Source organism: Vibrio sp. Vb1337 (assembly GCF_033338715.1).
GTDB lineage: Bacteria > Pseudomonadota > Gammaproteobacteria > Enterobacterales > Vibrionaceae > Vibrio > Vibrio alginolyticus.
This window is the reverse complement of sequence record NZ_JAWOTD010000014.1, coordinates 20,471-43,046: the sequence shown is the minus strand read 5'-3', so window position 1 is coordinate 43,046 and position 22,576 is coordinate 20,471. Positions and strand designations below refer to the sequence as shown.

At 45.0% G+C, this 22,576-nt stretch carries 22 protein-coding genes; 2 read left to right on the top strand and 20 right to left on the bottom strand.

Annotated elements, in window-relative coordinates; translation table 11 throughout:
* Positions 1-301: 301 nt before the first annotated feature.
* From ndk to trmJ, 11 genes are all read right to left on the bottom strand, one after another.
* Complete coding sequence (ndk, locus tag R7E42_RS16100) at positions 302-727, bottom strand: nucleoside-diphosphate kinase (protein WP_318072816.1); 426 nt, start codon at positions 725-727, stop codon at positions 302-304.
* 95 nt (positions 728-822) lie between these two features.
* Positions 823-2,121, bottom strand: a complete 1,299-nt coding sequence (gene pepB / locus R7E42_RS16095; protein ID WP_005381709.1) for an aminopeptidase PepB — start codon at positions 2,119-2,121, stop codon at positions 823-825.
* A 161-nt stretch (positions 2,122-2,282) separates the two neighbouring features.
* Entirely contained in the window at positions 2,283-2,477 is a 195-nt protein-coding gene (gene iscX, locus R7E42_RS16090) for a Fe-S cluster assembly protein IscX (RefSeq protein WP_005381711.1), read from the bottom strand.
* A 44-nt stretch (positions 2,478-2,521) separates the two neighbouring features.
* Entirely contained in the window at positions 2,522-2,860 is a 339-nt protein-coding gene (fdx, locus tag R7E42_RS16085; protein ID WP_005381713.1) for an ISC system 2Fe-2S type ferredoxin, read from the bottom strand.
* Between the two features lie 13 nt (positions 2,861-2,873).
* Entirely contained in the window at positions 2,874-4,727 is a 1,854-nt protein-coding gene (gene hscA / locus R7E42_RS16080) for a Fe-S protein assembly chaperone HscA (protein WP_005383703.1), read from the bottom strand.
* A 21-nt stretch (positions 4,728-4,748) separates the two neighbouring features.
* Positions 4,749-5,264: a co-chaperone HscB gene (gene hscB / locus R7E42_RS16075; protein WP_005381716.1), complete on the bottom strand. Its 516-nt coding sequence runs from the start codon at positions 5,262-5,264 to the stop codon at positions 4,749-4,751.
* Positions 5,265-5,319: 55 nt separating this feature from the next.
* Entirely contained in the window at positions 5,320-5,643 is a 324-nt protein-coding gene (gene iscA, locus R7E42_RS16070) for an iron-sulfur cluster assembly protein IscA (protein ID WP_005381717.1), read from the bottom strand.
* A 70-nt stretch (positions 5,644-5,713) separates the two neighbouring features.
* Positions 5,714-6,097, bottom strand: coding sequence for a Fe-S cluster assembly scaffold IscU (gene iscU / locus R7E42_RS16065; RefSeq protein ID WP_005381718.1), 384 nt, complete (start codon positions 6,095-6,097; stop codon positions 5,714-5,716).
* A 38-nt stretch (positions 6,098-6,135) separates the two neighbouring features.
* Positions 6,136-7,350: an IscS subfamily cysteine desulfurase gene (locus R7E42_RS16060; protein WP_025768862.1), complete on the bottom strand. Its 1,215-nt coding sequence runs from the start codon at positions 7,348-7,350 to the stop codon at positions 6,136-6,138.
* A gap of 28 nt (positions 7,351-7,378) precedes the next feature.
* Positions 7,379-7,885 (bottom strand): Fe-S cluster assembly transcriptional regulator IscR, encoded by a 507-nt coding sequence (gene iscR, locus R7E42_RS16055; protein WP_005381720.1) that lies wholly within the window; start codon positions 7,883-7,885, stop codon positions 7,379-7,381.
* A gap of 125 nt (positions 7,886-8,010) precedes the next feature.
* Positions 8,011-8,730 (bottom strand): tRNA (cytosine(32)/uridine(32)-2'-O)-methyltransferase TrmJ, encoded by a 720-nt coding sequence (trmJ, locus tag R7E42_RS16050; protein ID WP_005383693.1) that lies wholly within the window; start codon positions 8,728-8,730, stop codon positions 8,011-8,013.
* A gap of 231 nt (positions 8,731-8,961) precedes the next feature.
* Here trmJ and suhB point away from each other — a divergent pair, with 231 nt between their 5' ends.
* Positions 8,962-9,765, top strand: coding sequence for an inositol-1-monophosphatase (gene suhB, locus R7E42_RS16045; RefSeq protein WP_005381722.1), 804 nt, complete (start codon positions 8,962-8,964; stop codon positions 9,763-9,765).
* A 209-nt stretch (positions 9,766-9,974) separates the two neighbouring features.
* Here the strand turns inward: suhB and secF are convergent, their stop codons facing one another.
* From secF to R7E42_RS16015, 6 genes are all read right to left on the bottom strand, one after another.
* Positions 9,975-10,922, bottom strand: a complete 948-nt coding sequence (gene secF / locus R7E42_RS16040) for a protein translocase subunit SecF (RefSeq protein ID WP_005383689.1) — start codon at positions 10,920-10,922, stop codon at positions 9,975-9,977.
* Positions 10,923-10,936: 14 nt separating this feature from the next.
* Positions 10,937-12,793 carry a protein translocase subunit SecD gene (secD, locus tag R7E42_RS16035; protein ID WP_005381724.1) on the bottom strand — a complete coding sequence of 619 codons (1,857 nt, stop codon included), beginning with the start codon at positions 12,791-12,793 and terminating at the stop codon, positions 10,937-10,939.
* Between the two features lie 21 nt (positions 12,794-12,814).
* Positions 12,815-13,144, bottom strand: a complete 330-nt coding sequence (gene yajC, locus R7E42_RS16030) for a preprotein translocase subunit YajC (protein WP_005381725.1) — start codon at positions 13,142-13,144, stop codon at positions 12,815-12,817.
* Between the two features lie 177 nt (positions 13,145-13,321).
* A complete protein-coding gene (tgt, locus tag R7E42_RS16025; RefSeq protein ID WP_005381727.1) occupies positions 13,322-14,458 on the bottom strand; it encodes a tRNA guanosine(34) transglycosylase Tgt in 1,137 nt (378 codons plus the stop codon).
* A gap of 147 nt (positions 14,459-14,605) precedes the next feature.
* A complete protein-coding gene (queA, locus tag R7E42_RS16020) occupies positions 14,606-15,658 on the bottom strand; it encodes a tRNA preQ1(34) S-adenosylmethionine ribosyltransferase-isomerase QueA (protein WP_005381728.1) in 1,053 nt (350 codons plus the stop codon).
* Positions 15,659-15,926: 268 nt separating this feature from the next.
* Entirely contained in the window at positions 15,927-17,093 is a 1,167-nt protein-coding gene (locus R7E42_RS16015; protein WP_213886794.1) for a trypsin-like serine protease, read from the bottom strand.
* A gap of 312 nt (positions 17,094-17,405) precedes the next feature.
* On the opposite strand from R7E42_RS16015, the gene R7E42_RS16010 reads away from it, so the two are divergent.
* Positions 17,406-17,855 (top strand): CBS domain-containing protein, encoded by a 450-nt coding sequence (locus tag R7E42_RS16010; RefSeq protein WP_017820562.1) that lies wholly within the window; start codon positions 17,406-17,408, stop codon positions 17,853-17,855.
* A 123-nt stretch (positions 17,856-17,978) separates the two neighbouring features.
* On the opposite strand, the gene aceA is transcribed toward R7E42_RS16010, so the two are convergent.
* From aceA to R7E42_RS15995, 3 genes are all read right to left on the bottom strand, one after another.
* On the bottom strand, positions 17,979-19,292 hold the full coding sequence (gene aceA, locus R7E42_RS16005) for an isocitrate lyase (RefSeq protein ID WP_318072815.1): 1,314 nt from the start codon (positions 19,290-19,292) through the stop codon (positions 17,979-17,981).
* A gap of 120 nt (positions 19,293-19,412) precedes the next feature.
* Complete coding sequence (gene aceB, locus R7E42_RS16000) at positions 19,413-21,041, bottom strand: malate synthase A (protein WP_017820561.1); 1,629 nt, start codon at positions 21,039-21,041, stop codon at positions 19,413-19,415.
* 606 nt (positions 21,042-21,647) lie between these two features.
* Positions 21,648-22,553: a hydrogen peroxide-inducible genes activator gene (locus tag R7E42_RS15995; RefSeq protein WP_005381736.1), complete on the bottom strand. Its 906-nt coding sequence runs from the start codon at positions 22,551-22,553 to the stop codon at positions 21,648-21,650.
* Positions 22,554-22,576: the final 23 nt, after the last annotated feature.

Sequence of the window (22,576 nt, the reverse complement as noted above, 5' to 3'; positions counted from 1 at the left end):
GTAAGACCCTGAGTTTGCTAAGGCATTAAAATAAAAACGATTAAATTTTAATCAGGCTTTACGGTGAGAATAATGATTAGACAACCGACAACAAAAGCGTAGAAGTGGTACAGAGAAAACAGTGAGAACAAACACACGTAACTAAGCTTTCACCCCTGTAAGATGCTCAGATTAGCCAACATCTTCGCGAATAATTACGAATGAACTCGCAGGTGAAATGGAGAACGCGGAATAAAAAACCTCGGACAATTCCGAGGTTATTACGAACTAGATCATCACGCAAAAGTGATGCATGAACGAGTTAGCGAGAGAAAACTTCTGATTCAGGGAAGAAAAACTCCATTTCACGAGCGGCAGACTCAGGGCTATCTGAACCATGAACTGAATTGTGACGCATGCTGAGTGCGTAATCAGCACGCAAAGTGCCACATGCCGCGTCCTCTGGGTTGGTTTTACCCATTAGCTCGCGGTAACGTGCAATCGCATTTTCGCCTTCCAATACCTGAACCATAATAGGACCAGATGTCATGAACTCTTTTAGAGGAGGGAAAAACTCTTTACCTTCATGCTCTGCATAAAAGCCGCTTGCCTGATCTTCTGTCAGGTGAACCATTTTGGCAGCGATGATACGTAGGCCAGCCTTTTCAATACGATTGTAGATTTCACCAATTAGGTTTCGCTCTACAGCATCAGGCTTAATGATTGAAAATGTTCTTTCTAGAGCCATAAAATTTCCTTTCTGTACTTGTAATAATAGTTGTGCTTTTAAAGTGACTTACTGGGTAAGAGCAGCACTCAAACAAGAGAGTGCTGCAATCAATCTTATTTTCCAGCTTGCTCATTGAGGAAACGAGCAAGTGTACGAACACCCATACCCGTTGCTCCCGCAGCCCATTTATCAGAAGCGGCTTTACGATACGTACCCGCACAGTCGAAATGTAACCAGCCTTTTTTGTAGTCCTCAACGAAGTAAGACAAGAATGCAGCTGCAGTACTTGCACCCGGAGAATAATCACCAGAGCTGATATTCGATAAATCGGCAAAATTAGATGGCAGCATTTCTCGATGGAAATCAGCAAGTGGTAGCGGCCACAAGCCTTCTTTTTCCTGGTTTGCCGCCGTAAGCGCTTGATGCGATAGCTCATCATCAAAGCTCATTAGCGCATGGTAATCGTTACCTAACGCATTCTTCGCTGCGCCTGTTAGCGTCGCGCAGTCAATGATTAACTCAGGCTTTTGCTCACTGGCGTAGATAAGACCGTCTGCAAGCACCAAGCGACCTTCCGCGTCGGTATTCATAATCTCAACGGTTTTGCCGTTTTTGTAAGTGATGATGTCGCCAAGCTTAAGGGCACGGCCAGAAACCATGTTCTCAGCACAACACAAGATCAGTTTTACGCGCTTGTTTAAACCGCGCAAGATAGCTAATCCTAGGCCACCAGTTATAGTACCCGAGCCACCCATATCTGCTTTCATTGCACTCATGAAGGTAGAAGGCTTCAAGCTGTAACCACCGGAATCAAAGGTGATGCCTTTACCCACAAGACATGCGAATACAGGTGCGTTTTCGTCACCAGTTGGGTTGTAGTCTAACTGAAGCATCGCAGAAGTACGCTCAGAACCACGGCCTACTGCGTAAATACCTTCCCAACCTTCTGCCAACAAGTCTTTGTCTTTGACGATACGTGCTGTCACAGTGCCTTTCGGCGCAACAGATTTGATGAATTCAGCAGCCATTGTCGCTAGCTGACGAGGAGCAACTTCTTCTGCCGTTTTGTTGATAATATCGCGGGTAAAATCAGTCGAAGTAATACGAGCTTGAAGCTCTGCTTGATCTTCATCAGACAATGCTGCCCACTCAACTGAGCCATGTTTTTTAGGGTTACGGAACCCTTGGTGGAAAGCCCATACGCTCTCTAGATCCCAGTTATCACCAGAAAGAAAAATAGAACGAATTCCTTGGCCATCTAGCTGACGAGCTGCACGTTGAATTGCGCCGAGATCATGACCTTCACCTAAGTGAATAGTTGCGCCGTTTTCAGCGAATGAAAGCAGTGCTTTTTCACCCCAATGTGGTGCTGCCGACTCTTGACTTAAAAATACAGACATCTGTGTAGACATGGTTTCTCCTTGTCTTATAGCAGCGTTGCCTACGCTGCTTCTTTTTAATAACTCACGGATGTTAGCATTATGTAGGGCAAAAATGTCAATTGGATAAAAAAACGGACCTAAAGGTCCGCTTTTTTTAGTAAGAATTGTTAACTAGGCTGTGTTTTACAGACTTAGTCCGCTTCGTCCATCCAGCACATGATAACGGCTTCTAGAATCTTTTCATTAGAACGGTTTGGCTCATCGTCAAACTCATCTAACTCCATGATCCATTGATGAAGATCGGTAAAACGCACTGTTTTTGGATCGACATCTGGAAACTTGTCACAAAGTTCAATCGCGATATCGCGAGAATCTGTCCATTTCATTGCTCATCTTCCTTTTGCTTCTTCCCTATATTGGGAAGATAGTTTTAGTGATCTTCTGAAGCGTGGTTTAGTGTGTATTTAGGAATTTCTACCACCAAGTCTTCATCAGCAATTCTCGCCTGACACCCTAGGCGTGACTCAGGCTCTAGACCCCACGCTTTATCTAGCATGTCGTCTTCTAGTTCTTCACTTTCTTCAAGTGAATCAAAACCTTCACGGATGATTACGTGGCAGGTAGTACACGCACATGACTTCTCACACGCATGTTCAATACCGATACCGTTTTTTAGCGCTACGTCTAGAACGGTGTCACCAGAGTTTGCTTCCAACACTGCACCTTCTGGGCACAAATCGTCGTGTGGTAATACAATAATCTTAGGCATAACTACTTATCTCTTATATATCGTCTACTGATTGACCTGACAACGCAGCTCGAATCGATTTATCCATACGGCGTGATGCGAAATCTTGGCTCGCTTTATCGGTATCTTTAATGCCCTGCTCTATCGCATCTGCATCATCACCATTACGCAGCTCAATCAAGGCTTCGATGGCTTTAATCAAGTTTTGTTTCTCTTGTTCTGATAGTAAGTCATCACCATCAGCTTGCATCGCTGCAATCAAACCTTCTATCACTCGGTCGGCTTCAACACGCTGTTCAGCTAAGGCACGAGCTTGCATGTCTTCTTTTGCGTGCGTCATTGAATCACGCAACATATCCGCCACTTCATTGTCACTTAAGCCGTAAGAAGGTTTTACTTGAATCTCTGATTGAACACCAGTGCTCTTCTCCATTGCCGTAACAGAAAGAAGGCCATCAGCGTCAACTTGGTAAGTCACGCGAATATGTGCCGCACCCGCTGCCATCGGAGGAATACCTTTTAACGAGAAGCGAGCAAGTGAACGACAGTCATCAACCATTTCACGTTCACCTTGTACCACATGAACACTCATCGCCGTTTGGCCATCTTTGAATGTGGTAAATTCTTGCGCACGCGCAACGGGAATCGTAGTGTTGCGGGGGATGATCTTCTCGACCAAACCACCCATGGTTTCAATACCGAGCGACAGTGGAATCACATCAAGAAGCAACATTTCAGAGTCAGGTTTGTTACCCGCGAGAATATCAGCTTGAATACCCGCACCGATTGCGACGACTTCATCTGGGTTAATGCTTGTCAGTGGTGTACGGCCAAAGAATTCGCCAACCATTTCTCGTACAAGCAATGTGCGTGTTGAGCCACCGACCATGACTACTTCAAGTACATCTTCCGCATCTACATCCGCATCTTTCAGCGCACGGCGGCAAGACATCAGGGTTTTCTTCACTAGCGGACGAATCAGATCTTCGAACTGCTCGCGAGTCACGGTGCCTTTCCAACCAAAAACGTCAACGTCAACACTGTCTTGCTCAGAGAAAGCAATCTTAGCTTCAGTAGCAATGTTCAACAGTGTACGGTTCTTTTCTGCAGAAAGCGGAGCTTCTAGACCCGCTTGCTCCATTAAATAATCGGCAAATAGATGGTCGAAGTCGTCACCGCCTAATGCAGAGTCGCCACCTGTTGCTAATACTTCAAATACGCCTTTCGATAAACGTAGGATAGAGATATCAAAAGTACCGCCACCTAGATCGTAAACCGCAATCACACCTTCTTGACCAGAGTCTAGGCCATAAGCAATTGCCGCAGCGGTTGGTTCATTAAGTAGACGGAGAACATGAAGACCAGCTAATTTCGCCGCATCTTTTGTACCTGCACGTTGCGCGTCATCAAAGTAAGCAGGAACGGTAATAACGACACCAGCTAACTCACCACCTAACGTATCTTCAGCTCGCTTACCCAATACTTTTAGGATGTCCGCAGATACTTCAATCGGGTTTTTGTCACCTTGAGGTGTTTGCAGAATTGGCAGGCCATTTTCACTCTCTTTAAAACGATAAGGAAGTGAAGAGTAACGGGACTTAATGTCCTTTAATGAACGACCGATCAAACGTTTTACAGAGATAATCGTGTTCTCTGGTTCAAACTCTGCTTTGGCTTTGGCTTCGTGGCCGACCGTTAACGTTTCCTCAGCGTAATTAACGACTGAAGGTAAAATAGTACGGCCCTGCTCGTCCGCAAGTGGAGTTGCATCGCCGCTACGTACAGAAGCAACCAAAGAGTTGGTAGTACCTAAGTCGATACCCGCTGCTAACTTATGCTCATGAGGTGCCGAGCTTTGGCCCGGTTCTGCGATTTGAAGTAGTGCCATGATAGGTCCTTGTCACGCTTACTAGCCGAGGAGTTTGTCTTCGACTAGCTCAATTTCGTTCTTTAGTTTGGCAATGAATTTTAGCTTACGAACTCGGTCTGCGGCTTCAGTCCATAGACCATCATCAAGCTCTTGCTCGACGCTTGCCAGATGCTGTTTGTACATTTTGCTGACCTTAGAGTCGAAGTCAAAAAGCGCCGATTCAGGATCGGACTTGTCAGCAATCTCTTCCAGTTCTTCGCGCAGTTCCATTTGCTCCATTAAGAACATCGGATCTTGCATTGTTTGCTGTTCACCTCGGATCTCAACACCTTGCTCTGCGAGGATATACTCGGCGCGAGAAATAGGATTTTTCAGAACTTGATAGGCATCGTTGATTTGCGCCGCCTTTTGCACCGCCATCAAACGGTCACGTTCTGAGCCCGTTGCAAAGTTATCCGGGTGGAAGCGTTTTTGTAGTTCTCGGAACTGAGAAGAAAGAAGGCTACCATCCAGCTTAAACTGACTTGGTAGCCCAAATAATTCAAAGTGATTCATTAAGTTCGGGTCCTAGTAAAGCCTTCCGGACTCGTTTGCCCAGAAGGACAATCAATTAGACGTTGAAGCTTTCACCACAACCACATTCACTTTTCGCGTTAGGGTTGTTGAATTCAAAACCTTCATTCAACCCTTCTTTCACGTAATCCAATTCAGTACCATCTAGGTACACTAAGCTCTTTTGATCGATGATAATTTTCACTCCAGAGAGTTCAAATACTTCGTCTTCTTCATTGAGCTCATCAACAAACTCAAGTACGTATGCCATGCCGGAACAGCCAGTCGTCTTCACTCCAAGACGTAAACCGATACCTTTGCCTCGGTTATCTAGGAATGCTCTTACGCGACTTGCCGCTGATTCTGTCATTGTGATGGCCATACTGCACCTTAGTCTGTCTAAATTTCGATTGGAATGGGAGCGTCAAAGCTCCCATTATATTACGGAATAATTATTCTTGGTGTTTTTTCTTGTAGTCAGCAACCGCTGCTTTGATTGCATCTTCAGCAAGAATAGAACAGTGAACTTTCACTGGTGGAAGCTCTAGCTCTTCAGCAATCTCAGAGTTTTTAATTGCTGCCGCTTCATCAACTGACTTACCTTTTACCCACTCAGTTACTAGTGAGCTTGATGCGATTGCACTACCACAACCGTATGTTTTGAACTTCGCATCTTCGATGATACCTTCAGGTGTCACTTTGATTTGAAGCTTCATTACGTCACCACACGCAGGAGCGCCAACCATGCCGCTACCTACTGATGGATCTTCTTTATCGAATGAACCAACGTTACGTGGGTTCTCGTAGTGATCAATTACTTTTTCGCTGTATGCCATGATAAATTACCTCGAATCCTCTATTTCAATCCCTGAGATTAATGGTGAGCCCATTCAACAGTGCTCAAATCAATCCCTTCTTTGTACATATCCCATAGAGGAGACATGTCGCGTAGCTTAGTCACTGCAACGCGGATTTGTTCAATTGCGTAATCAATTTCTTCTTCAGTCGTGAAACGACCAAACGAGAAACGAACCGAGCTGTGAGCCAATTCGTCATCCATGCCTAGGGCACGAAGAACGTAAGAAGGCTCAAGGCTTGCAGACGTACAAGCACTACCAGAAGATACCGCTAGATCTTTAAGCGACATTAGTAGTGATTCACCTTCTACGAATGCGAAACTGATGTTTAGGTTGTGTGGTACACGCTGCTCAAAGTCACCGTTTACCGTCACTGCTTCTAAGTCTTTCACGCCATCAAAAAGACGGTTACGAAGCGCTAAAGCATGATCGTAATCTTTTTGCATGTCTTCTTTTGCAATACGGAATGCTTCACCCATACCTACGATTTGGTGAGTAGGTAGTGTACCAGAGCGGAAACCACGCTCATGACCGCCACCGTGCATTTGCGCTTCAAGACGAATACGAGGCTTACGACGAACGTAAAGTGCACCGATGCCTTTAGGGCCATAAACTTTGTGAGCAGAAAGCGAAATTAGGTCAACTTTCATCTCTTGAACGTCGATTGGTAATTTCCCTGCAGATTGCGCTGCATCCACGTGGAAAACAATTTTACGCTCACGACACAATTCGCCGATCGCTGTAATGTCTTGAACCACACCAATCTCGTTGTTTACGTGCATAATAGACACAAGCACTGTGTCATCACGCATTGCCGCTTTAAGCTTCTCTAGATCGATCAAGCCATTTGATTCTGGCTCAAGGTAAGTCACTTCAAAGCCTTCACGCTCAAGTTGACGACATGGGTCAAGAACGGCTTTGTGCTCTGTTTTACAAGTGATTACGTGCTTGCCTTTCTTCGAGTAAAAGTGCGCTGCACCTTTAATAGCAAGGTTGTCTGATTCTGTCGCACCAGATGTAAATACGATTTCGCGAGGATCTGCATTTAGAAGGTCAGCAATTTGCTCACGAGCAGTATCGACCGCTTCTTCTGCCTGCCAGCCGTAACGGTGCGAACGCGACGCTGGGTTGCCAAATGTGCCATCCATTGTCATGTACTGAACCATTTTTTCAGCAACACGTGGATCAACTGGACATGTAGCGGAATAATCAAGATAAATCGGCAGTTTCATTCTCTACTCCAATGTAAAAAGCTGACCGCTAAGAGCGGACGTTTACACCGATGGGCGCGGCGGTTGTATTTTTGTTTGATAGCCCATGGGTTACCGCCAGATCAATGTCCTGACGATCAGAAATTTCGAGTACTTCATTGTCTGTCATCAACTCACCAAGAGTGATGTTATTCAAAAAGTCACTAATGCGAGAGCTTAGGTCACGCCACAGCGTGTGAGTAAGGCAACGTGTTCCACCTTGGCAATCTCCTTTACCTTGGCATTTGGTTGCATCTACTGACTCATCAACGGCAGCAATCACGGTACCAATAGCGATACTGTGAGCGTCGGCACCAAGTCGGTAACCACCACCAGGACCACGAACGCTGGCAACGAGACCTGCTTTACGCAATTTTGAAAATAGCTGCTCTAAGTAAGAGAGCGAGATCCCTTGACGCTCTGAAATATCAGCCAGAGGTACAGGGTTTTGTTGCGAATGCAGTGCCACATCCAGCATGGCTGTCACCGCATATCTTCCTTTAGATGTAAGTTTCATACCACACCGTATCCACATGGTTTGTAATGGTTAAGATTTTTCCATACCTGAGTAATTTGGTCAAGTATTTATTTGACCATTTTACTCAGGTATTCATCCTTACACCTAAAGTGGTTATTATTTACTCAGAACTTCTTTTCTATCGAAGTCAAAACGCCTCGTAGAATATTAAGTTCTTGGGTTTCTGGTCGAGCACGAGAGAACAAACGGCGCAACTTATTCATCACCTGTCCAGGTTGCTCTTTGTTAATAAACTGGGTCTCAACCATCACCTTTTCAAGATGCTCGAAGAACATTTCGAGTTCTCGATGACGCGGGTATTCTTCCGATTCATTTGGGGAAAACTGGCTTTGCTCTAAGTTCAAGTGTGCAACTCGCACTTCGTAACTGAGAGTTTGTACAGCCATCGCTAGGTTAAGCGAGCTGTACTCAGGATTAGCGGGAATACAAACATGGTAGTGGCACTTTTGTAGCTCTTCGTTTGTCAAACCAGTTCTTTCTCGGCCAAACACGAGCGCAACCGGATGCTTTCGGCCTTCAACTGCAAATTTCTCACCGCATTCACGTGGCTCGAGCATTGGCCATTCTAATGTACGAGAGCGGGCGCTAGAACCCACAACAAGGCCACAATCTTCAACAGCTTCTTCTAATGTGCCGACAATCTTTGCATTTTGAGCAATATCACCAGCACCCGCAGCTAAAGCAAGAGTTTGTTCATCCACTTCACATTGTGGATCGACTAATACTAGTTGGTTTAAACCCATCACTTTCATTGCTCGAGCTGCTGAGCCAATATTGCCTGAATGAGAGGTACCTACGAGTACAATTTTTACTTGATCCAACATCTGTGTTTGCTACCTAAATTAAAACCGCAGAATGTTATCATAGTTTTTTAAGACACCCTAGAGGCAAGCAGACCTCTCTTCTCATTCTTGGTTATTGTTCTCGTCCGCAGTATGCTCTGTACACTCAACCAGCCGCATTTAGAACAAAAAATAACCACTTCCCTTTTTAATTATCTCTGGTATACTCGCCGCCGCTTTCATTTGTTCTTTAACATCCGTTGGGAAATTCGTATGCATCCAATGCTAAACATTGCTATTCGCGCTGCGCGAAAGGCAGGCAATCATATTGCTAAATCATTAGAAAACACTGATAAAGTAGAATCTACTCTTAAAGGCACTAATGACTTTGTCACTAACGTAGACAAAGAAGCAGAATACATCATCATCGATACTATCAAGCAGTCTTACCCTGAGCACTGTATCGTTGCTGAAGAACAAGGTCTTATCGAAGGTAAAGATAAAGACGTACAATGGATCATCGACCCACTGGATGGCACCACTAACTTTGTAAAAGGTTACCCAACTTTCGCGGTTTCTATCGCTGTTCGTATTAAGGGCAAAACTGAAGTTGCTTGTGTTTACGATCCAATGCAAAACGAGCTATTCACTGCACAACGCGGTGCCGGCGCTCAACTAAACAGTGCGCGTATTCGTGTTGCTCAACTAAAAGACCTTCAAGGTACTGTTCTAGCAACAGGCTTCCCATTCAAGCAGAAACAACACGCTGAGTCTTACATCAAGATCGTTGGTGCGCTATTCACTGAATGTGCTGATTTCCGTCGTAGCGGCTCTGCTGCTCTTGACCTTTGTTACGTGGCTGCTGGCCGTGTTGATGGTTACTTCGAGCTAGGCCTAAAACCTTGGGATATGGCAGCAGGTGAGCTTATTGCTCGTGAAGCTGGCGCAATCCTAACAGACTTTGCTGGCGGCACTGACTACATGAAGTCTGGTAACATCGTTGCTTCAAGCGCTCGTGGCGTAAAATCTATCCTTAAGCACATCCGCGAAAACGGTAACAGCGCGATCCTTAAGTAAGATTTGAAAGTCATATTTAGCCCGTCACGCTGATGACTTTAGAAAGCCCCGCTCAATGAACGGGGCTTTTTTGTATCTACCGAACCATATCCACTTAGCTGCAATGTAAGGCTCTCCATACAATGAGGTTCGGCAAGCTCACGACTCTATTCAGATACAAAAAAACCGCTGATTGTTCAGCGGTTTTTGTTTTCGGTTCTCAATCAGCCTTATGGCATTTCGTCGAACTCCGCACCTTCTTTTTCTACTTGAGGTGGCATCAAGTGCTCTTTCTGGATACCCAGTTTTAGAGCCAGTGCTGATGCTACGTAGATAGAAGAGTAAGTACCTACAGTGATACCGAGTAAAAGTGCGGTTGCAAAGCCGTGAATCATAGCACCACCCTGCATGAACAGTGCAATTACTACGAACAAGGTTGTACCCGACGTAATCAATGTACGGCTCAATGTTTGAGTGATTGAAGCGTCCATGATGTCCGAAGGTTCACCCTTACGCATCTTACGGAAGTTTTCACGAATCCGGTCAAATACAACGATGGTATCGTTGAGTGAGTAGCCCACAACCGTCAGTAGCGCAGCTACGATGGTCAGGTCAACTTCAATTTGTAGAAACGAGAAGACACCTAGCGTGATAATTATATCGTGAGCCAATGCCATTACCGCACCAGCCGCTAGACGCCATTCAAATCGCATCGATACATAAAGCAGGATACAGATCAGCGATACCAAGATCGCTAGACCACCAGCTTCTGTTAGCTCATCACCAACGTTGGGACCTACGAACTCAATACGACGCATTTCTACGCTTTCGCCAGTACCATCTTTGATAGCACCAATGATTTGGTTACCTAGCGTTTCACCAGAAACGTCATCACGTGGACGAAGACGGACCATGACTTCACGAGCACTACCGAAGTTTTGTACTGTCGCATCGCCAAAGCCTTTTGAATCTAGTGCTGCACGAATCTCTTCAAGGTTTGCTGGCTGTTCAAAACCTACCTCGATAAGCGTACCGCCAGTGAAATCTAGACCCCAATTAAGCCACTTGGTTGACAAAGTGAAGATAGAAGCAGCAATCATTATAATTGAAAAAACGAATGCTACTTTCGACCAACGCATAAAGCCGATCGTCTTCTCTGCTTTTAGAATTTGAAACATATTAATTCCCAGCCTTAGATCGACAATTTATCAACGCGTTTGCCACCGTAGATCAGGTTCACGATACAACGTGTACCAATAATGGCGGTGAACATTGAAGTTAAGATACCGATAGATAGAGTAACTGCGAAACCTTTCACCGCACCTGTACCGACCGCAAATAGAATGATTGCAGTAATTAGTGTTGTGATGTTCGCATCAGCAATCGTGCTGAATGCATTCGCGTAACCTTGGTGAATCGCTTGTTGTGGACTGCGTCCATCACGAATTTCTTCACGGATACGCTCGAAGATCAGTACGTTCGCATCAACCGCCATACCGACGGTTAACACGATACCGGCTATCCCCGGAAGCGTCATGGTAGCGCCTGGAATCATCGACATAACACCAATGATAAGCACCAAGTTTGCCATTAGAGCGATGTTTGCAATCAAACCAAAGCCGCGGTAGTAAAGCAGCGTAAATAGCATTACGGCAACCATACCCCAGATACATGCTTGGATACCCATATCGATGTTTTGCTGGCCCATTGATGGACCAATGGTACGTTCTTCAACGATAGAGATAGGTGCAATCAGTGCACCAGCACGTAGTAAAAGTGCTAGGTTGTGTGCTTCTGCAGCAGAGTCGATACCTGTGATACGGAAGTTACGACCAAGAGCCGATTGAATCGTTGCTTGGTTGATGACTTCTTCATGCTTATCCAGAATAACTTTGCCTTCAGGCGTACGACGGCCACTGTCTTTGTATTCTGCAAACACGGTAGCCATTAGCTTACCAATGTTCTTCTTAGAGAACGCAGACATCTTATTACCACCTTCGCTGTCTAGCGAGATGTTAACTTGTGGACGACCATATTCATCAACACTTGAGCTTGCATCTGTGATGCTTTGACCGCCAAGAATAACGCGCTTCTTAAGCACAACTGGGCGACCATCACGGTCCATCTTGATTTCACTACCTGCTGGTGCGCGACCATTTGCCGCTGCCGATAGGTCAGCTTTATCATCAACTTCACGGAATTCAAGCGTTGCCGTAGCTCCGAGAATTTCTTTTGCACGAGCAGTATCTTGAACACCAGGCAGTTCAACTACAATGCGACTAGCACCTTGACGTTGAACCAATGGTTCCGCAACACCTAGTTCGTTGACACGATTACGTAAAATCGTAATGTTTTGCTCAACAGCATAGTTACGGATCTCTTGTAAACGTTGCTCAGTAAAGGTTGCAGTAAGAGCGTAACGGCCATTTGAATCAGAATCGACAAAAATCATGTCCGGGTGATTCTTTTCTAGCGTTGCTTTCGCTTCTGCTAATTGCTCTTCGTTACGCAACAACACTTCTACCGCTTCTTTTCCAGAAGGGCGGATTGCACGGTAACGAATCTTGGCGTCACGAAGTTCGCTACGGAAAGCTTCTTCTTGTTGACCAACAAGCTTTTCCATCGCTGCATCCATATCCACTTCCATTAAGAAGTGAACACCACCGCGAAGGTCAAGACCTAGCTTCAATGGTGACGCGCCAATCGCTTCTAGCCAATCGGGTGTAGAAGGTGCAAGGTTAAGTGCAACAATTGTGTCTTTGCCTAGCGCTTCGCTGATGACATCACGAGCACTGATTTGTGTGTCAGTGTCGTTAAAACGAACAAGAATTGATCCATCTTCGAGAGCAATGGATTTATGAGAAAGTTGCTCTTTGTTAAGAGCAGTAGTGACAGCATCCAGCGTTGACATATCTACAGAGGCGCCACGCGCCCCTGTAACTTGAATAGCCGGATCTTCACCGTAGATATTTGGAAGTGCGTATAACGCAGCGGTGATGATGGCAAAAAGCACCATCAAGTACTTCCATAATGGATAACGGTTTAGCACAGCGAGGATCCTTTAGCTGTTTTATAGAGACTTAAGCGTACCTTTTGGTAGCACTGCAGTGATGAAGTCTTTCTTGATTACTACTTCATTGTTCGCGTTAAGCTCAATTGAAATGTAGTCATTGTCTTCAGCAATCTTAGTGATTTTACCCACTAGGCCACCGCTAGTTAAAACTTCGTCGCCTTTGCCCATAGAAGCCATTAGGTTTTTGTGTTCTTTTACGCGTTTCGCTTGTGGGCGGTAAATCATGAAGTAAAAGATCACTGCGAACATGCCAAGCATGATTAGCATTTCAAAACCACCGCCTGCTGGCGCGCCTTCTGCTGCTGCGTGAGCCTGAGAAATAAACATTAAAACATCCTCATTATATTTTATTGATAATCAAACAAATTGGGCTTTCGCATTTTAGATTCAAGTCTGAGAGTAACTAATAGAGATCGCTCTCTCAAAAATAACGTGCGTTAGCCTACTTTATTAGCAAAAGCCTCTGGCGACATGCCAAAGGCTTTAATTCTTTTAGTTTTTCAATTACTGCTCTTTTGCTAGTGGTGGCACTTCACGGCCACGACGCTCATAGAACTCAGTAACAAATTCATCGAAGCGATCTTCATCAATTGCTTTACGAATGCTTTCCATCAGACGCTGGTAGTAACGCAGGTTATGGATTGTATTCAAGCGAGCGCCTAAGATTTCATTACAACGCTCTAAATGGTGAAGGTACGACTTGCTGTAGTTTTGACAAGTGTAACAGTCACAATGCGGATCCAATGGTGTTGTATCCGTTTTATGTTTCGCATTACGGATCTTGATCACACCACCAGTCACAAATAAGTGACCATTACGTGCGTTACGCGTTGGCATTACACAGTCAAACATGTCGATACCACGACGAACACCTTCAACCAAATCTTCTGGCTTACCAACGCCCATCAAGTAGCGAGGTTTGTCTTCAGGAAGTTGAGGACAAGTATGCTCAAGAATACGGTGCATGTCTTCTTTAGGCTCACCTACTGCCAAACCACCAACCGCATAACCGTCAAAACCGATTTCCGTTAGACCTTTTACCGACACATCACGTAAATCTTCGTAAACACCACCTTGAACAATACCAAATAGGTTGTTCGGGTTTTCTAGCTTCTCGAAATGGTCACGTGAACGCTGTGCCCAGCGTAATGACATTTCCATCGATTTCTTCGCTTCATCGTGTGTCGCTGGGTAAGGCGTACACTCGTCAAAAATCATAACGATGTCAGAGCCCAGGTCTTTTTGAATTTCCATCGACTTTTCTGCGTCCATGAAAATCTTGTCACCGTTTACTGGGTTACGAAAGTGAACACCCTCTTCAGTGATCGTACGCATCTTACCAAGGCTGAATACTTGGAAGCCGCCTGAATCAGTAAGAATAGGACCGTGCCAGTTCATAAAATCGTGCAGGTCACCATGCATTTTCATCACTTCTTGACCAGGACGTAGCCACAGGTGGAACGTATTACCTAGCAGAATTTCTGCACCAGTACCTTTTACTTCTTCTGGTGTCATACCTTTAACGGTACCGTAAGTACCTACTGGCATGAACGCAGGAGTTTGAACAGTGCCGCGTTCGAAAGTCAGTTGACCACGACGTGCATTGCCGTTTTTCTTCTTAAGATCGAATTTTAATTTCACGATGCCTCCGGGTGTCAGAGAAACAGTCTGACTGAGTGTTTAGGGCTCTACCCTACTTTAAGGAGCGGTCGCTTTTCCTTGCGAGAGACAAAGCAATGGATGCTTTATTTCCTAGCTTACTGCTAGCACTCGTAAATCTACTTTTAACTACGCCGTTTTCTTCTTGATGAACATTGAATCGCCATACGAGAAGAAACGGTATTTGTTTTCCACCGCATGTTTGTAAGCATTCATGGTGTTCTCGTATCCAGCAAATGCACTCACCAACATGATCAGTGTTGATTCAGGCAAGTGGAAGTTTGTGATCAAGCAATCCACCAGCTGATATTCGTAACCAGGGAAAATAAAGATTTCAGTATCGCCAAAGAATGGGGCCAGCTCAGTCCCTTTTTGCAATGCGTCTTGCGCTGCACTTTCAAGTGAACGCACAGATGTGGTACCAACAGCAATAATTCGTCCGCCACGCGCTTTCGTCGCTTTAATTGCTTCGACGACTTCTTGTGGTACTTCTACGTACTCGGCATGCATGTGGTGATCGTTGATATTTTCCACTTTTACTGGCTGGAATGTACCCGCCCCAACGTGCAAAGTAACGTAAGCAAACTCTGCACCTTTCGCTTTGATTTTCTCCAAGAGAACATCATCAAAGTGAAGGCCCGCTGTCGGTGCCGCAACCGCACCTGGCTTTTGATTATATACCGTTTGGTAACGCTCTTTATCTGCATCTTCGTCTGGACGGTCGATGTAAGGAGGAAGCGGCATATGGCCGATTTCTTCCAGAATTTCTAGTACCGTCTTATCAGAACTAAATTTCAGTTCAAATAAAGCATCATGGCGTGCAACCATTTCTGCTGAATATTCATCATTCTCGCCAACAATAATGGTTGTACCTGGTTTTGGTGATTTAGAGCAACGAACGTGCGCGAGGATGCTTTTCTCATCCAACATGCGCTCCACTAGCACTTCTAATTTACCGCCCGACTCCTTGCGGCCAAAAAGACGAGCAGGAATAACACGAGTATTATTAAACACCACTAAGTCACCGGGTTGAACTTGGCCCAATACATCAGTAAATGTGCCATCAATGAGCTCTCCGGTATTGCCGTCCATTTGCAGCAGTCGGCTAGCGGTACGCTCTGGTTGAGGGTAGCGAGCGATGAGTTCATCTGGAAGGTCGAAATGGAAATCTGATACTTGCATGTTACTTGTCTTATCTATTGGTCAAATCACGTCTAGGCGACGATAAAATTGCGACGAGTTTTTCGCAGCAGACTAGTATATGTTTACATGCTGCAATAGCAAGCAAATCACCAGAATATAGCAGTAAAAGCCATGGTGAAGAGTGTAATAAAACGTGAAAAGCCTCGATTACTTGGCACTATTTTTAATTTGAGCCCAAAAGAGAAAACATGAAAAAAGCAAAGCAGCGTATACCGCTGCTTATTAGTTTGGCATTCCAATCGCCCTATCAAACCTCACGCTTTCGCCACAAGAATAACGGCACGAATAAACCCAATAACCAAAACCCTAGACTGCCACCTTCATCATCTGAGCCTTTGAAATCACAGTTATTGGTCGCAATGCCATCGTGACACTCTTTATTGTCACCACTTTCATTGTTAGCACTTTTGATAAAATTCGGCGCAACGATGTAACGACTTGGTGGCGCATCGGCAGTGATGTAAGACTGTACCCAGTCGTAATAGTGGCTCACCTTGGTGTAGAAACTTGGGATCGTCAAAGAGCCACACGTTGGTAGAATAAGGGGGCCGCCACTAACAATACCAATTTGTTTGCCGGTCGCCACATCGACCAACGGGCCACCACTGTCACCTTTACATGCAGAGTTGCCATATTGAGTATGGCTATCTGGCTCCAATACATGGTTTTGTGTTGGTAGCGTACAAATTTTGGTTTGGTTGTCTCTTGAATCAATGATCCCCGGAAAACTGCTGCCAATTTCTAAACGCTCATAACATTTGTCGATGGGTAAAAATGTGCTAATGGTGGTTTTGAGCGTATTAGAAGGTTCAGAAGCATCCGGCTGAGTAGCCCCCCATCCAAACACTTGCACATTTTCGACACGTTGATTGGTCAGGTAATTATCGTTCCAATCCGCCACCAAACGTGCTTCGATACTCTCCATGTCAACTTTACTCGCTAGGTCAGCAAAGTTCGCGTTTGCCACTGGGCGCGTGAGATACAGCAACGCGATGTCTGAATCTAAACCGGTTTGGATAGGTTTCACGTTGCCATTACCGTCGGTCTCAGCTTTTGAAATCCGAGTGTAATCCGGATGAACCACAACGTGAGACACCGGATAGAAGTTATCAAGCCCTGCAGAATTAAGTTCATACACATTCGCATTCACCGACAGCTCACCCGGCGGGGTCACATAGTAGGTTGCTTCATTGGTTCCTTGTCCCATCACCACACAGTGCGCCGCAGTCAGTACCCATTGCTCTGTCAGCATCGTTCCACCACACAGCGGAAACTCTGCCATATTACTTGCTCTCAAAGTAACGCGGTCAACATGATCGGTTTGTTCATCTCCTAACACAATCGCCTGTGTTGATGGCACACTGAATGCCGCCACTGCCAGCGCAATAAGTTTGTTACACGTTGTTCGTTTCATCTAGGTTGCTGTCTTCAATTTGGTAAGCCTGGACGTATCTTCTTCGAGAGAAGAATCTTGGAAAATCCAGCGAATAAAAATGTGCGATTCAATTCATTGGATTACCTTGGGGACACATTCAATATCAACTAAAAATGCCAACTGACTCGCACACAAACCGACTTATTCAAATTAATAAAAACACCAATAAAACACAGATTACGCAGCCCATCAGCATTGTGCTATTTAATTGATGAAAAACGAGTTAGCTCCCAGATATACAGAAAAATATTCTCTATATTTAAGAGAAGGACAATGCCGCTGGAGGTCTCTATGATCAAGGTTGAAGACATGATGACTCGTAATCCTCATACCTTACTGCGCACGCACACCTTGCGTGATGCAAAAAGCATGATGGATGCGCTTGATATTCGACACATTCCGGTTGTTGATGCCAATAACCACTTACAAGGCTTGGTGACTCAACGCGACATTCTTGCTGCTCAAGAATCGAGCTTGCACCCAGATGAGGCTGAACAATCTTTTACTTTAGACACACCGCTCTACGAAATGATGCACACCAATATCATGACGGCAGAGCCTATCGCGGGGCTCAAAGAGAGCGCTATCTATATGCAAAAGCATAAAGTTGGCTGTCTACCTGTTGTCACCAAAGGTCGATTGGTCGGCATTATTACTGATAGTGACTTCGTGACGATTGCGATTAACTTATTGGAACTGCAAGAAGAAGTGGAACCTGAAGAAATCGAGCAGGAAGAGTAGTACGCAAGCGTATTCTCTTTGTTGTAAGTTTCGTTTTTACACCGGTTAAACGAAAAAAGAGCGGCAGGGTTGCCGCTCAAAATGCCATTACTGACGCTGATTAAGGAAGTGTTTCTCTGCCAATTAGAATTGGTCTTCTTCGGTCGAACCTGTCAATGCTGTCACTGAAGAGTTACCACCTTGGATAGTATTGGTCATTCTATCGAAGTAACCTGTACCTACTTCTTGTTGGTGCGCAACAAACGTATAGCCTTTTTCAGCTGCTTGGAATTCAGGACGCTGAACTTTCTCAACATAATGACGCATACCTTCACCTTGAGCGTAAGCGTGTGCCAGTTCAAACATGTTGAACCACATGTTGTGAATGCCTGCTAGCGTGATGAATTGGTACTTGTAGCCCATGTCTGCAAGCTCTTGTTGGAACTTAGCAATGGTTTCTGCATCTAGGTTTTTCTCCCAGTTGAATGAAGGCGAGCAGTTGTACGCCAACAATTGATCTGGGTATTCAGCGTGAATTGCTTCTGCAAACTTACGTGCTTCTTCCAAACATGGCGTAGCCGTTTCACACCAAATCAAGTCTGCATATGGTGCGTAAGCCAGACCGCGAGAAATCGCTTGGTCGATACCCGCGCGAACGCGGTAGAAACCTTCTTGAGTACGCTCACCTTCAATAAAGTCTTTATCATATGGGTCGCAATCTGAAGTAATGAGATCCGCCGCATTCGCATCAGTACGAGCAATAACTAATGTTGTTGTTCCCGCTACGTCAGCAGCCAAACGAGCTGCAACGAGCTTTTGTACCGCTTCTTGCGTAGGAACTAATACCTTACCCCCCATATGACCACACTTTTTCACCGATGCTAACTGGTCTTCAAAGTGAACGCCCGCGGCACCGGCTTCGATCATCGATTTCATTAGTTCGTAAGCGTTAAGCACACCACCAAAGCCCGCTTCAGCATCCGCTACGATAGGTAGGAAGTAATCAATACCACCTTCATCTTCAGGCGTCTTACCAGCAGCCCACTGAATTTGGTCTGCACGACGGAATGAGTTGTTGATACGCTTTACTACTGACGGTACAGAATCTACTGGGTAAAGAGATTGGTCTGGATACATCGTCGAAGCGGTGTTGTTATCCGCCGCTACCTGCCAGCCTGACAGATAGATCGCTTCAATACCTGCCTTAGCTTGTTGAACGGCTTGACCACCCGTTAGCGCACCAAGACAGTTTACGTAACCTTTTTTCGCACTACCGTTGACCAGTGACCAAAGTTTGTCTGCACCACGTTGTGCAATTGTGTTTGCAGGCACCATAGAGCCACGCAGTTCCACCACTTCCTCGGCAGTGTAAGTACGCTTCACATTTTTCCAGCGTGGGTTAGTTACCCAGTCTTTTTCCAGAGCTTCAATTTGTTGGCGGCGAGTTAAGTTAGTCATTGGTCTATCCCTCTTTATAATTTGCACTTTATGCGTGTGCGTTGAGTTTCCGTTCTCAGGCAGTACTTCCCTATCTGCCTTGAAAATCCTTCACGTTATTGGTGTTACAGTTATTCTTTATTAATCCAGGTAGTCATAACCAGGAACTGTCAAAAAGTTGGTCAGTTCATCGCTCGTCGTGAGCCTTGCCATTAAGTCTGCTGCTTCTTCAAATCGACCCGCATGGTAGCGCTGCTCGCCAATTTCTTGCTTCACGACTTCAATCTCCTCTTTGAGATAGAGCTCGAACAGCTCTTTAGTGACCTTTAATCCGTTGTCTAGCGACTTGCCGTGTTGAATCCATTGCCAGATAGAGGCGCGTGAGATTTCTGCCGTTGCTGCGTCTTCCATCAGTCCGTAAATCGGCACACAACCATTGCCAGAAATCCAAGCTTCGATGTATTGCAGCGCAACGCGAATATTGTGGCGCATTCCGCCTTCAGTGCGCTCGCCTTCACAAGGCTCAAGCAGTTCAGCGGCTGTAATAGGCGCATCCTCTGCACGGCTCACATCCAACTGGTTGGTGCGTTCACCCAGCACAGCACTAAAGACTTCCATAGCAGTGTCAGCCAAACCTGGATGAGCCACCCAAGTACCGTCGTGGCCGTTGTTAGCTTCTAACGATTTGTCAGTCTGGATCTTGTCTAATACTTTTTGATTCTCTTTCGGGTCTTTAGCTGGGATAAATGCGGCCATTCCTCCCATCGCGAAAGCACCTCGTTTATGGCAAGTACGTACCAATAATCGCGAGTAAGCGTTTAAGAATGGCTTGTCCATCGTTACCACTTGGCGATCTGGCAGTACTCGGTCTGAGTGTTTTTTCAATGTTTTGATATAGCTAAAGATGTAATCCCAGCGACCACAGTTCAAACCAACGATGTGTTCTTTAAGCGAGAACAGAATCTCGTCCATTTCGAATACCGCTGGTAAGGTTTCAATCAGCACAGTCGCTTTGATGGTGCCTGTATCCAAACCGAAGTAGTCTTCCGTGAAATGGAACACTTCGCTCCACCACTTCGCTTCGTGATGCGATTGCAGTTTTGGAAGGTAGAAATAAGGGCCACTGCCTTTTTGAAGTAACGCTTTGTAGTTGTTATAGAAATACAGAGCGAAATCGAATAGCGCACCTGGAATGATCTGACCGTGCCACGTAACGTGTTTTTCTTTTAAATGAAGGCCGCGAACACGGCAGATCAACACCGCTGGGTCATCTTCCAGCTGATAATGTTTGCCATTGCCAGGATTGGTGTAACTGATGGTGCCATTAACAGCATCGCGCAAGTTAATTTGACCATCCAGCACTTTACTCCATGCAGGAGACATTGAATCTTCGAAGTCTGCCATGAACACTTTTACATTCGCATTCAGTGCGTTAATCACCATCTTGCGGTCAGTTGGTCCGGTAATCTCCACACGGCGATCTTGCAGATCTTGTGGGATTCCTAGGATCTTCCAACTTCCTTCACGGATGTCTTGTGTCTCTGGTAGAAAATCTGGTAGCTCACCAGCATCAATACGTGCTTGCTTCTCTTCTCTTGCTTCCAGCAACTGTTCAACGCGTCCGGCAAATTTTTCACACAGTAGAGATAAAAAGGTTTGGGCTTCAACAGGGAAAATTGCTTGATGTTCTGGAGCAACGACTCCATTCACCTCAAGCATGCCTTGGGTTTGCTTTAGTTGTTGTGTTTTTTGTTCTGTCTGAGCAAGCATAATCATTCATCCTTAACGTGCTTTATCAATCTTGGGCAGTCAGCGTAAAGCTACATTTGTAAGTTATGAACAACAAATTACATCCTTTAACTTTGTGTTCAACTCGTCTAGCCATGCCGATAGATTGCGTAATGCTACGTGTATTTTCAATCTAGACATAAGTCGTATCGGCCTTTAAATAAGCTATATCAACAAAGGGTTTAGTGAAACCCCTAATATAAACAAAACAGAAAATTCAAAGTTTTATTCCGCAAGGTAAAAACCATCTATCAAGCGCCTTATTTTGTAAGTTATTACGTAATAAAATTACATTAAATTTAAAGTCGTTTTATCATTTCAAACAAGCGTATGAATATAGACTGGTAAACAAACACCTTGTATTCACAAGGGCTGAAGAGATGGATTTAAACAGGGGTCAAACAAGGTATGCAGGGCTTTGTGTAAAATTAACATTGTGAAATTTCACAATTTTATGAAAGCTTCATCAAAGAAGAGCTGTAAAATTTTACAAGTCAAAGTTTACCAACAGAATAAAATACTAGAAAGCGCACTGTTTCCAGTGCGCTTTTAGATAAATAATGGAGAAGTAAGGGCTAATACTAATAGCTAAAGCAGCTCTGAAACGACTTCTGCAAGTTGATTAAATGTTTTCGTTCTTGACGAGCTCGGACGCCAAACTAAGCCGATTTCGCGATAAGCTTGTTTACCAGGAGGATCGATCACGACTAAATTCTGGTTATGCAGCAAGCCATGGTCGATAGCCATTTGAGGAATGAACGTTGTTCCCAAACCATTCGCAACCATTTGCACCAGTGTATGGAGGCTGGTTGCCGTAAACGGATTGATTTTTTCTTTGTCTGTTAATTTACACGCTGATACCGCATGTTCCGTTAAGCAATGTTCTTTCTCTAGTAGAAAGACGGATTCGTCAGGTAAATCCGCGTAACGAATCGGCACAGGGACCGATTGGGCTTGATTAGCGCTTATAACCATTCGAAACGGATCCTTACCCACTACTCGGCTTTCCATCCCATCAATTTCGACTGGTAACGCTAAAATAAGCACATCCAGCTCACCATGTCTGAGCGCTTGGAGTAAGTTTGTCGTCGTGTCTTCTCTTAATAAAAGGGTCAGTTGTGGGAAACGGTAGTTCACCTCTTGTACCAAATCACACAGTAAAAACGGAGCAATTGTTGGTATGCATCCTACTTTTAGCTGGCCTTGCATATCGTCGCCTTGGCACATACGTCCAAGCTCGACCAAATCTTGCCCTTTTGCTAGCAGCTCTCGCCCCTGCTTTACTACCATTTCTCCTGTTTGGGTAAAAACCAGTGGACTTTTCTTATCTTTCTTTTCATATAAGGGACAACCAATCAATTCCTCTAAGTTTTGAATACCCTTACTTAAAGTCGACTGACTGACAAAACAACGCTCTGCAGCGTCACTAAAATGTCTTGTTTCATGCAGTGTGACTAAATAGTGTAACTGCTTCAAACTGGGCCATTTATTCATAATTGTATTTGTATCTACCGCCG

Excerpts from the sequence above, each read along its gene's own strand:
- iscR (WP_005381720.1), bottom strand. The coding sequence starts at position 7,885 with ATGAAACTTACATCTAAAGGAAGATATGCGGTGACAGCCATGCTGGAT.
- pepB (WP_005381709.1), bottom strand. The coding sequence starts at position 2,121 with ATGTCTACACAGATGTCTGTATTTTTAAGTCAAGAGTCGGCAGCACCA.
- iscU (WP_005381718.1), bottom strand. The coding sequence starts at position 6,097 with ATGGCATACAGCGAAAAAGTAATTGATCACTACGAGAACCCACGTAAC.
- queA (WP_005381728.1), bottom strand. The coding sequence starts at position 15,658 with ATGCAAGTATCAGATTTCCATTTCGACCTTCCAGATGAACTCATCGCT.
- hscA (WP_005383703.1), bottom strand. The coding sequence starts at position 4,727 with ATGGCACTACTTCAAATCGCAGAACCGGGCCAAAGCTCGGCACCTCAT.
- trmJ (WP_005383693.1), bottom strand. The coding sequence starts at position 8,730 with ATGTTGGATCAAGTAAAAATTGTACTCGTAGGTACCTCTCATTCAGGC.
- iscA (WP_005381717.1), bottom strand. The coding sequence starts at position 5,643 with ATGGCCATCACAATGACAGAATCAGCGGCAAGTCGCGTAAGAGCATTC.
- fdx (WP_005381713.1), bottom strand. The coding sequence starts at position 2,860 with ATGCCTAAGATTATTGTATTACCACACGACGATTTGTGCCCAGAAGGT.
- suhB (WP_005381722.1), top strand. The coding sequence starts at position 8,962 with ATGCATCCAATGCTAAACATTGCTATTCGCGCTGCGCGAAAGGCAGGC.
- hscB (WP_005381716.1), bottom strand. The coding sequence starts at position 5,264 with ATGAATCACTTTGAATTATTTGGGCTACCAAGTCAGTTTAAGCTGGAT.
- ndk (WP_318072816.1), bottom strand. The coding sequence starts at position 727 with ATGGCTCTAGAAAGAACATTTTCAATCATTAAGCCTGATGCTGTAGAG.
- secF (WP_005383689.1), bottom strand. The coding sequence starts at position 10,922 with ATGTTTCAAATTCTAAAAGCAGAGAAGACGATCGGCTTTATGCGTTGG.
- iscX (WP_005381711.1), bottom strand. The coding sequence starts at position 2,477 with ATGAAATGGACAGATTCTCGCGATATCGCGATTGAACTTTGTGACAAG.
- R7E42_RS16060 (WP_025768862.1), bottom strand. The coding sequence starts at position 7,350 with ATGAAACTGCCGATTTATCTTGATTATTCCGCTACATGTCCAGTTGAT.
- yajC (WP_005381725.1), bottom strand. The coding sequence starts at position 13,144 with ATGTTTATTTCTCAGGCTCACGCAGCAGCAGAAGGCGCGCCAGCAGGC.
- aceA (WP_318072815.1), bottom strand. The coding sequence starts at position 19,292 with ATGACTAACTTAACTCGCCGCCAACAAATTGAAGCTCTGGAAAAAGAC.
- aceB (WP_017820561.1), bottom strand. The coding sequence starts at position 21,041 with ATGCTTGCTCAGACAGAACAAAAAACACAACAACTAAAGCAAACCCAA.
- R7E42_RS16010 (WP_017820562.1), top strand. The coding sequence starts at position 17,406 with ATGATCAAGGTTGAAGACATGATGACTCGTAATCCTCATACCTTACTG.
- R7E42_RS16015 (WP_213886794.1), bottom strand. The coding sequence starts at position 17,093 with ATGAAACGAACAACGTGTAACAAACTTATTGCGCTGGCAGTGGCGGCA.
- R7E42_RS15995 (WP_005381736.1), bottom strand. The coding sequence starts at position 22,553 with ATGAATAAATGGCCCAGTTTGAAGCAGTTACACTATTTAGTCACACTG.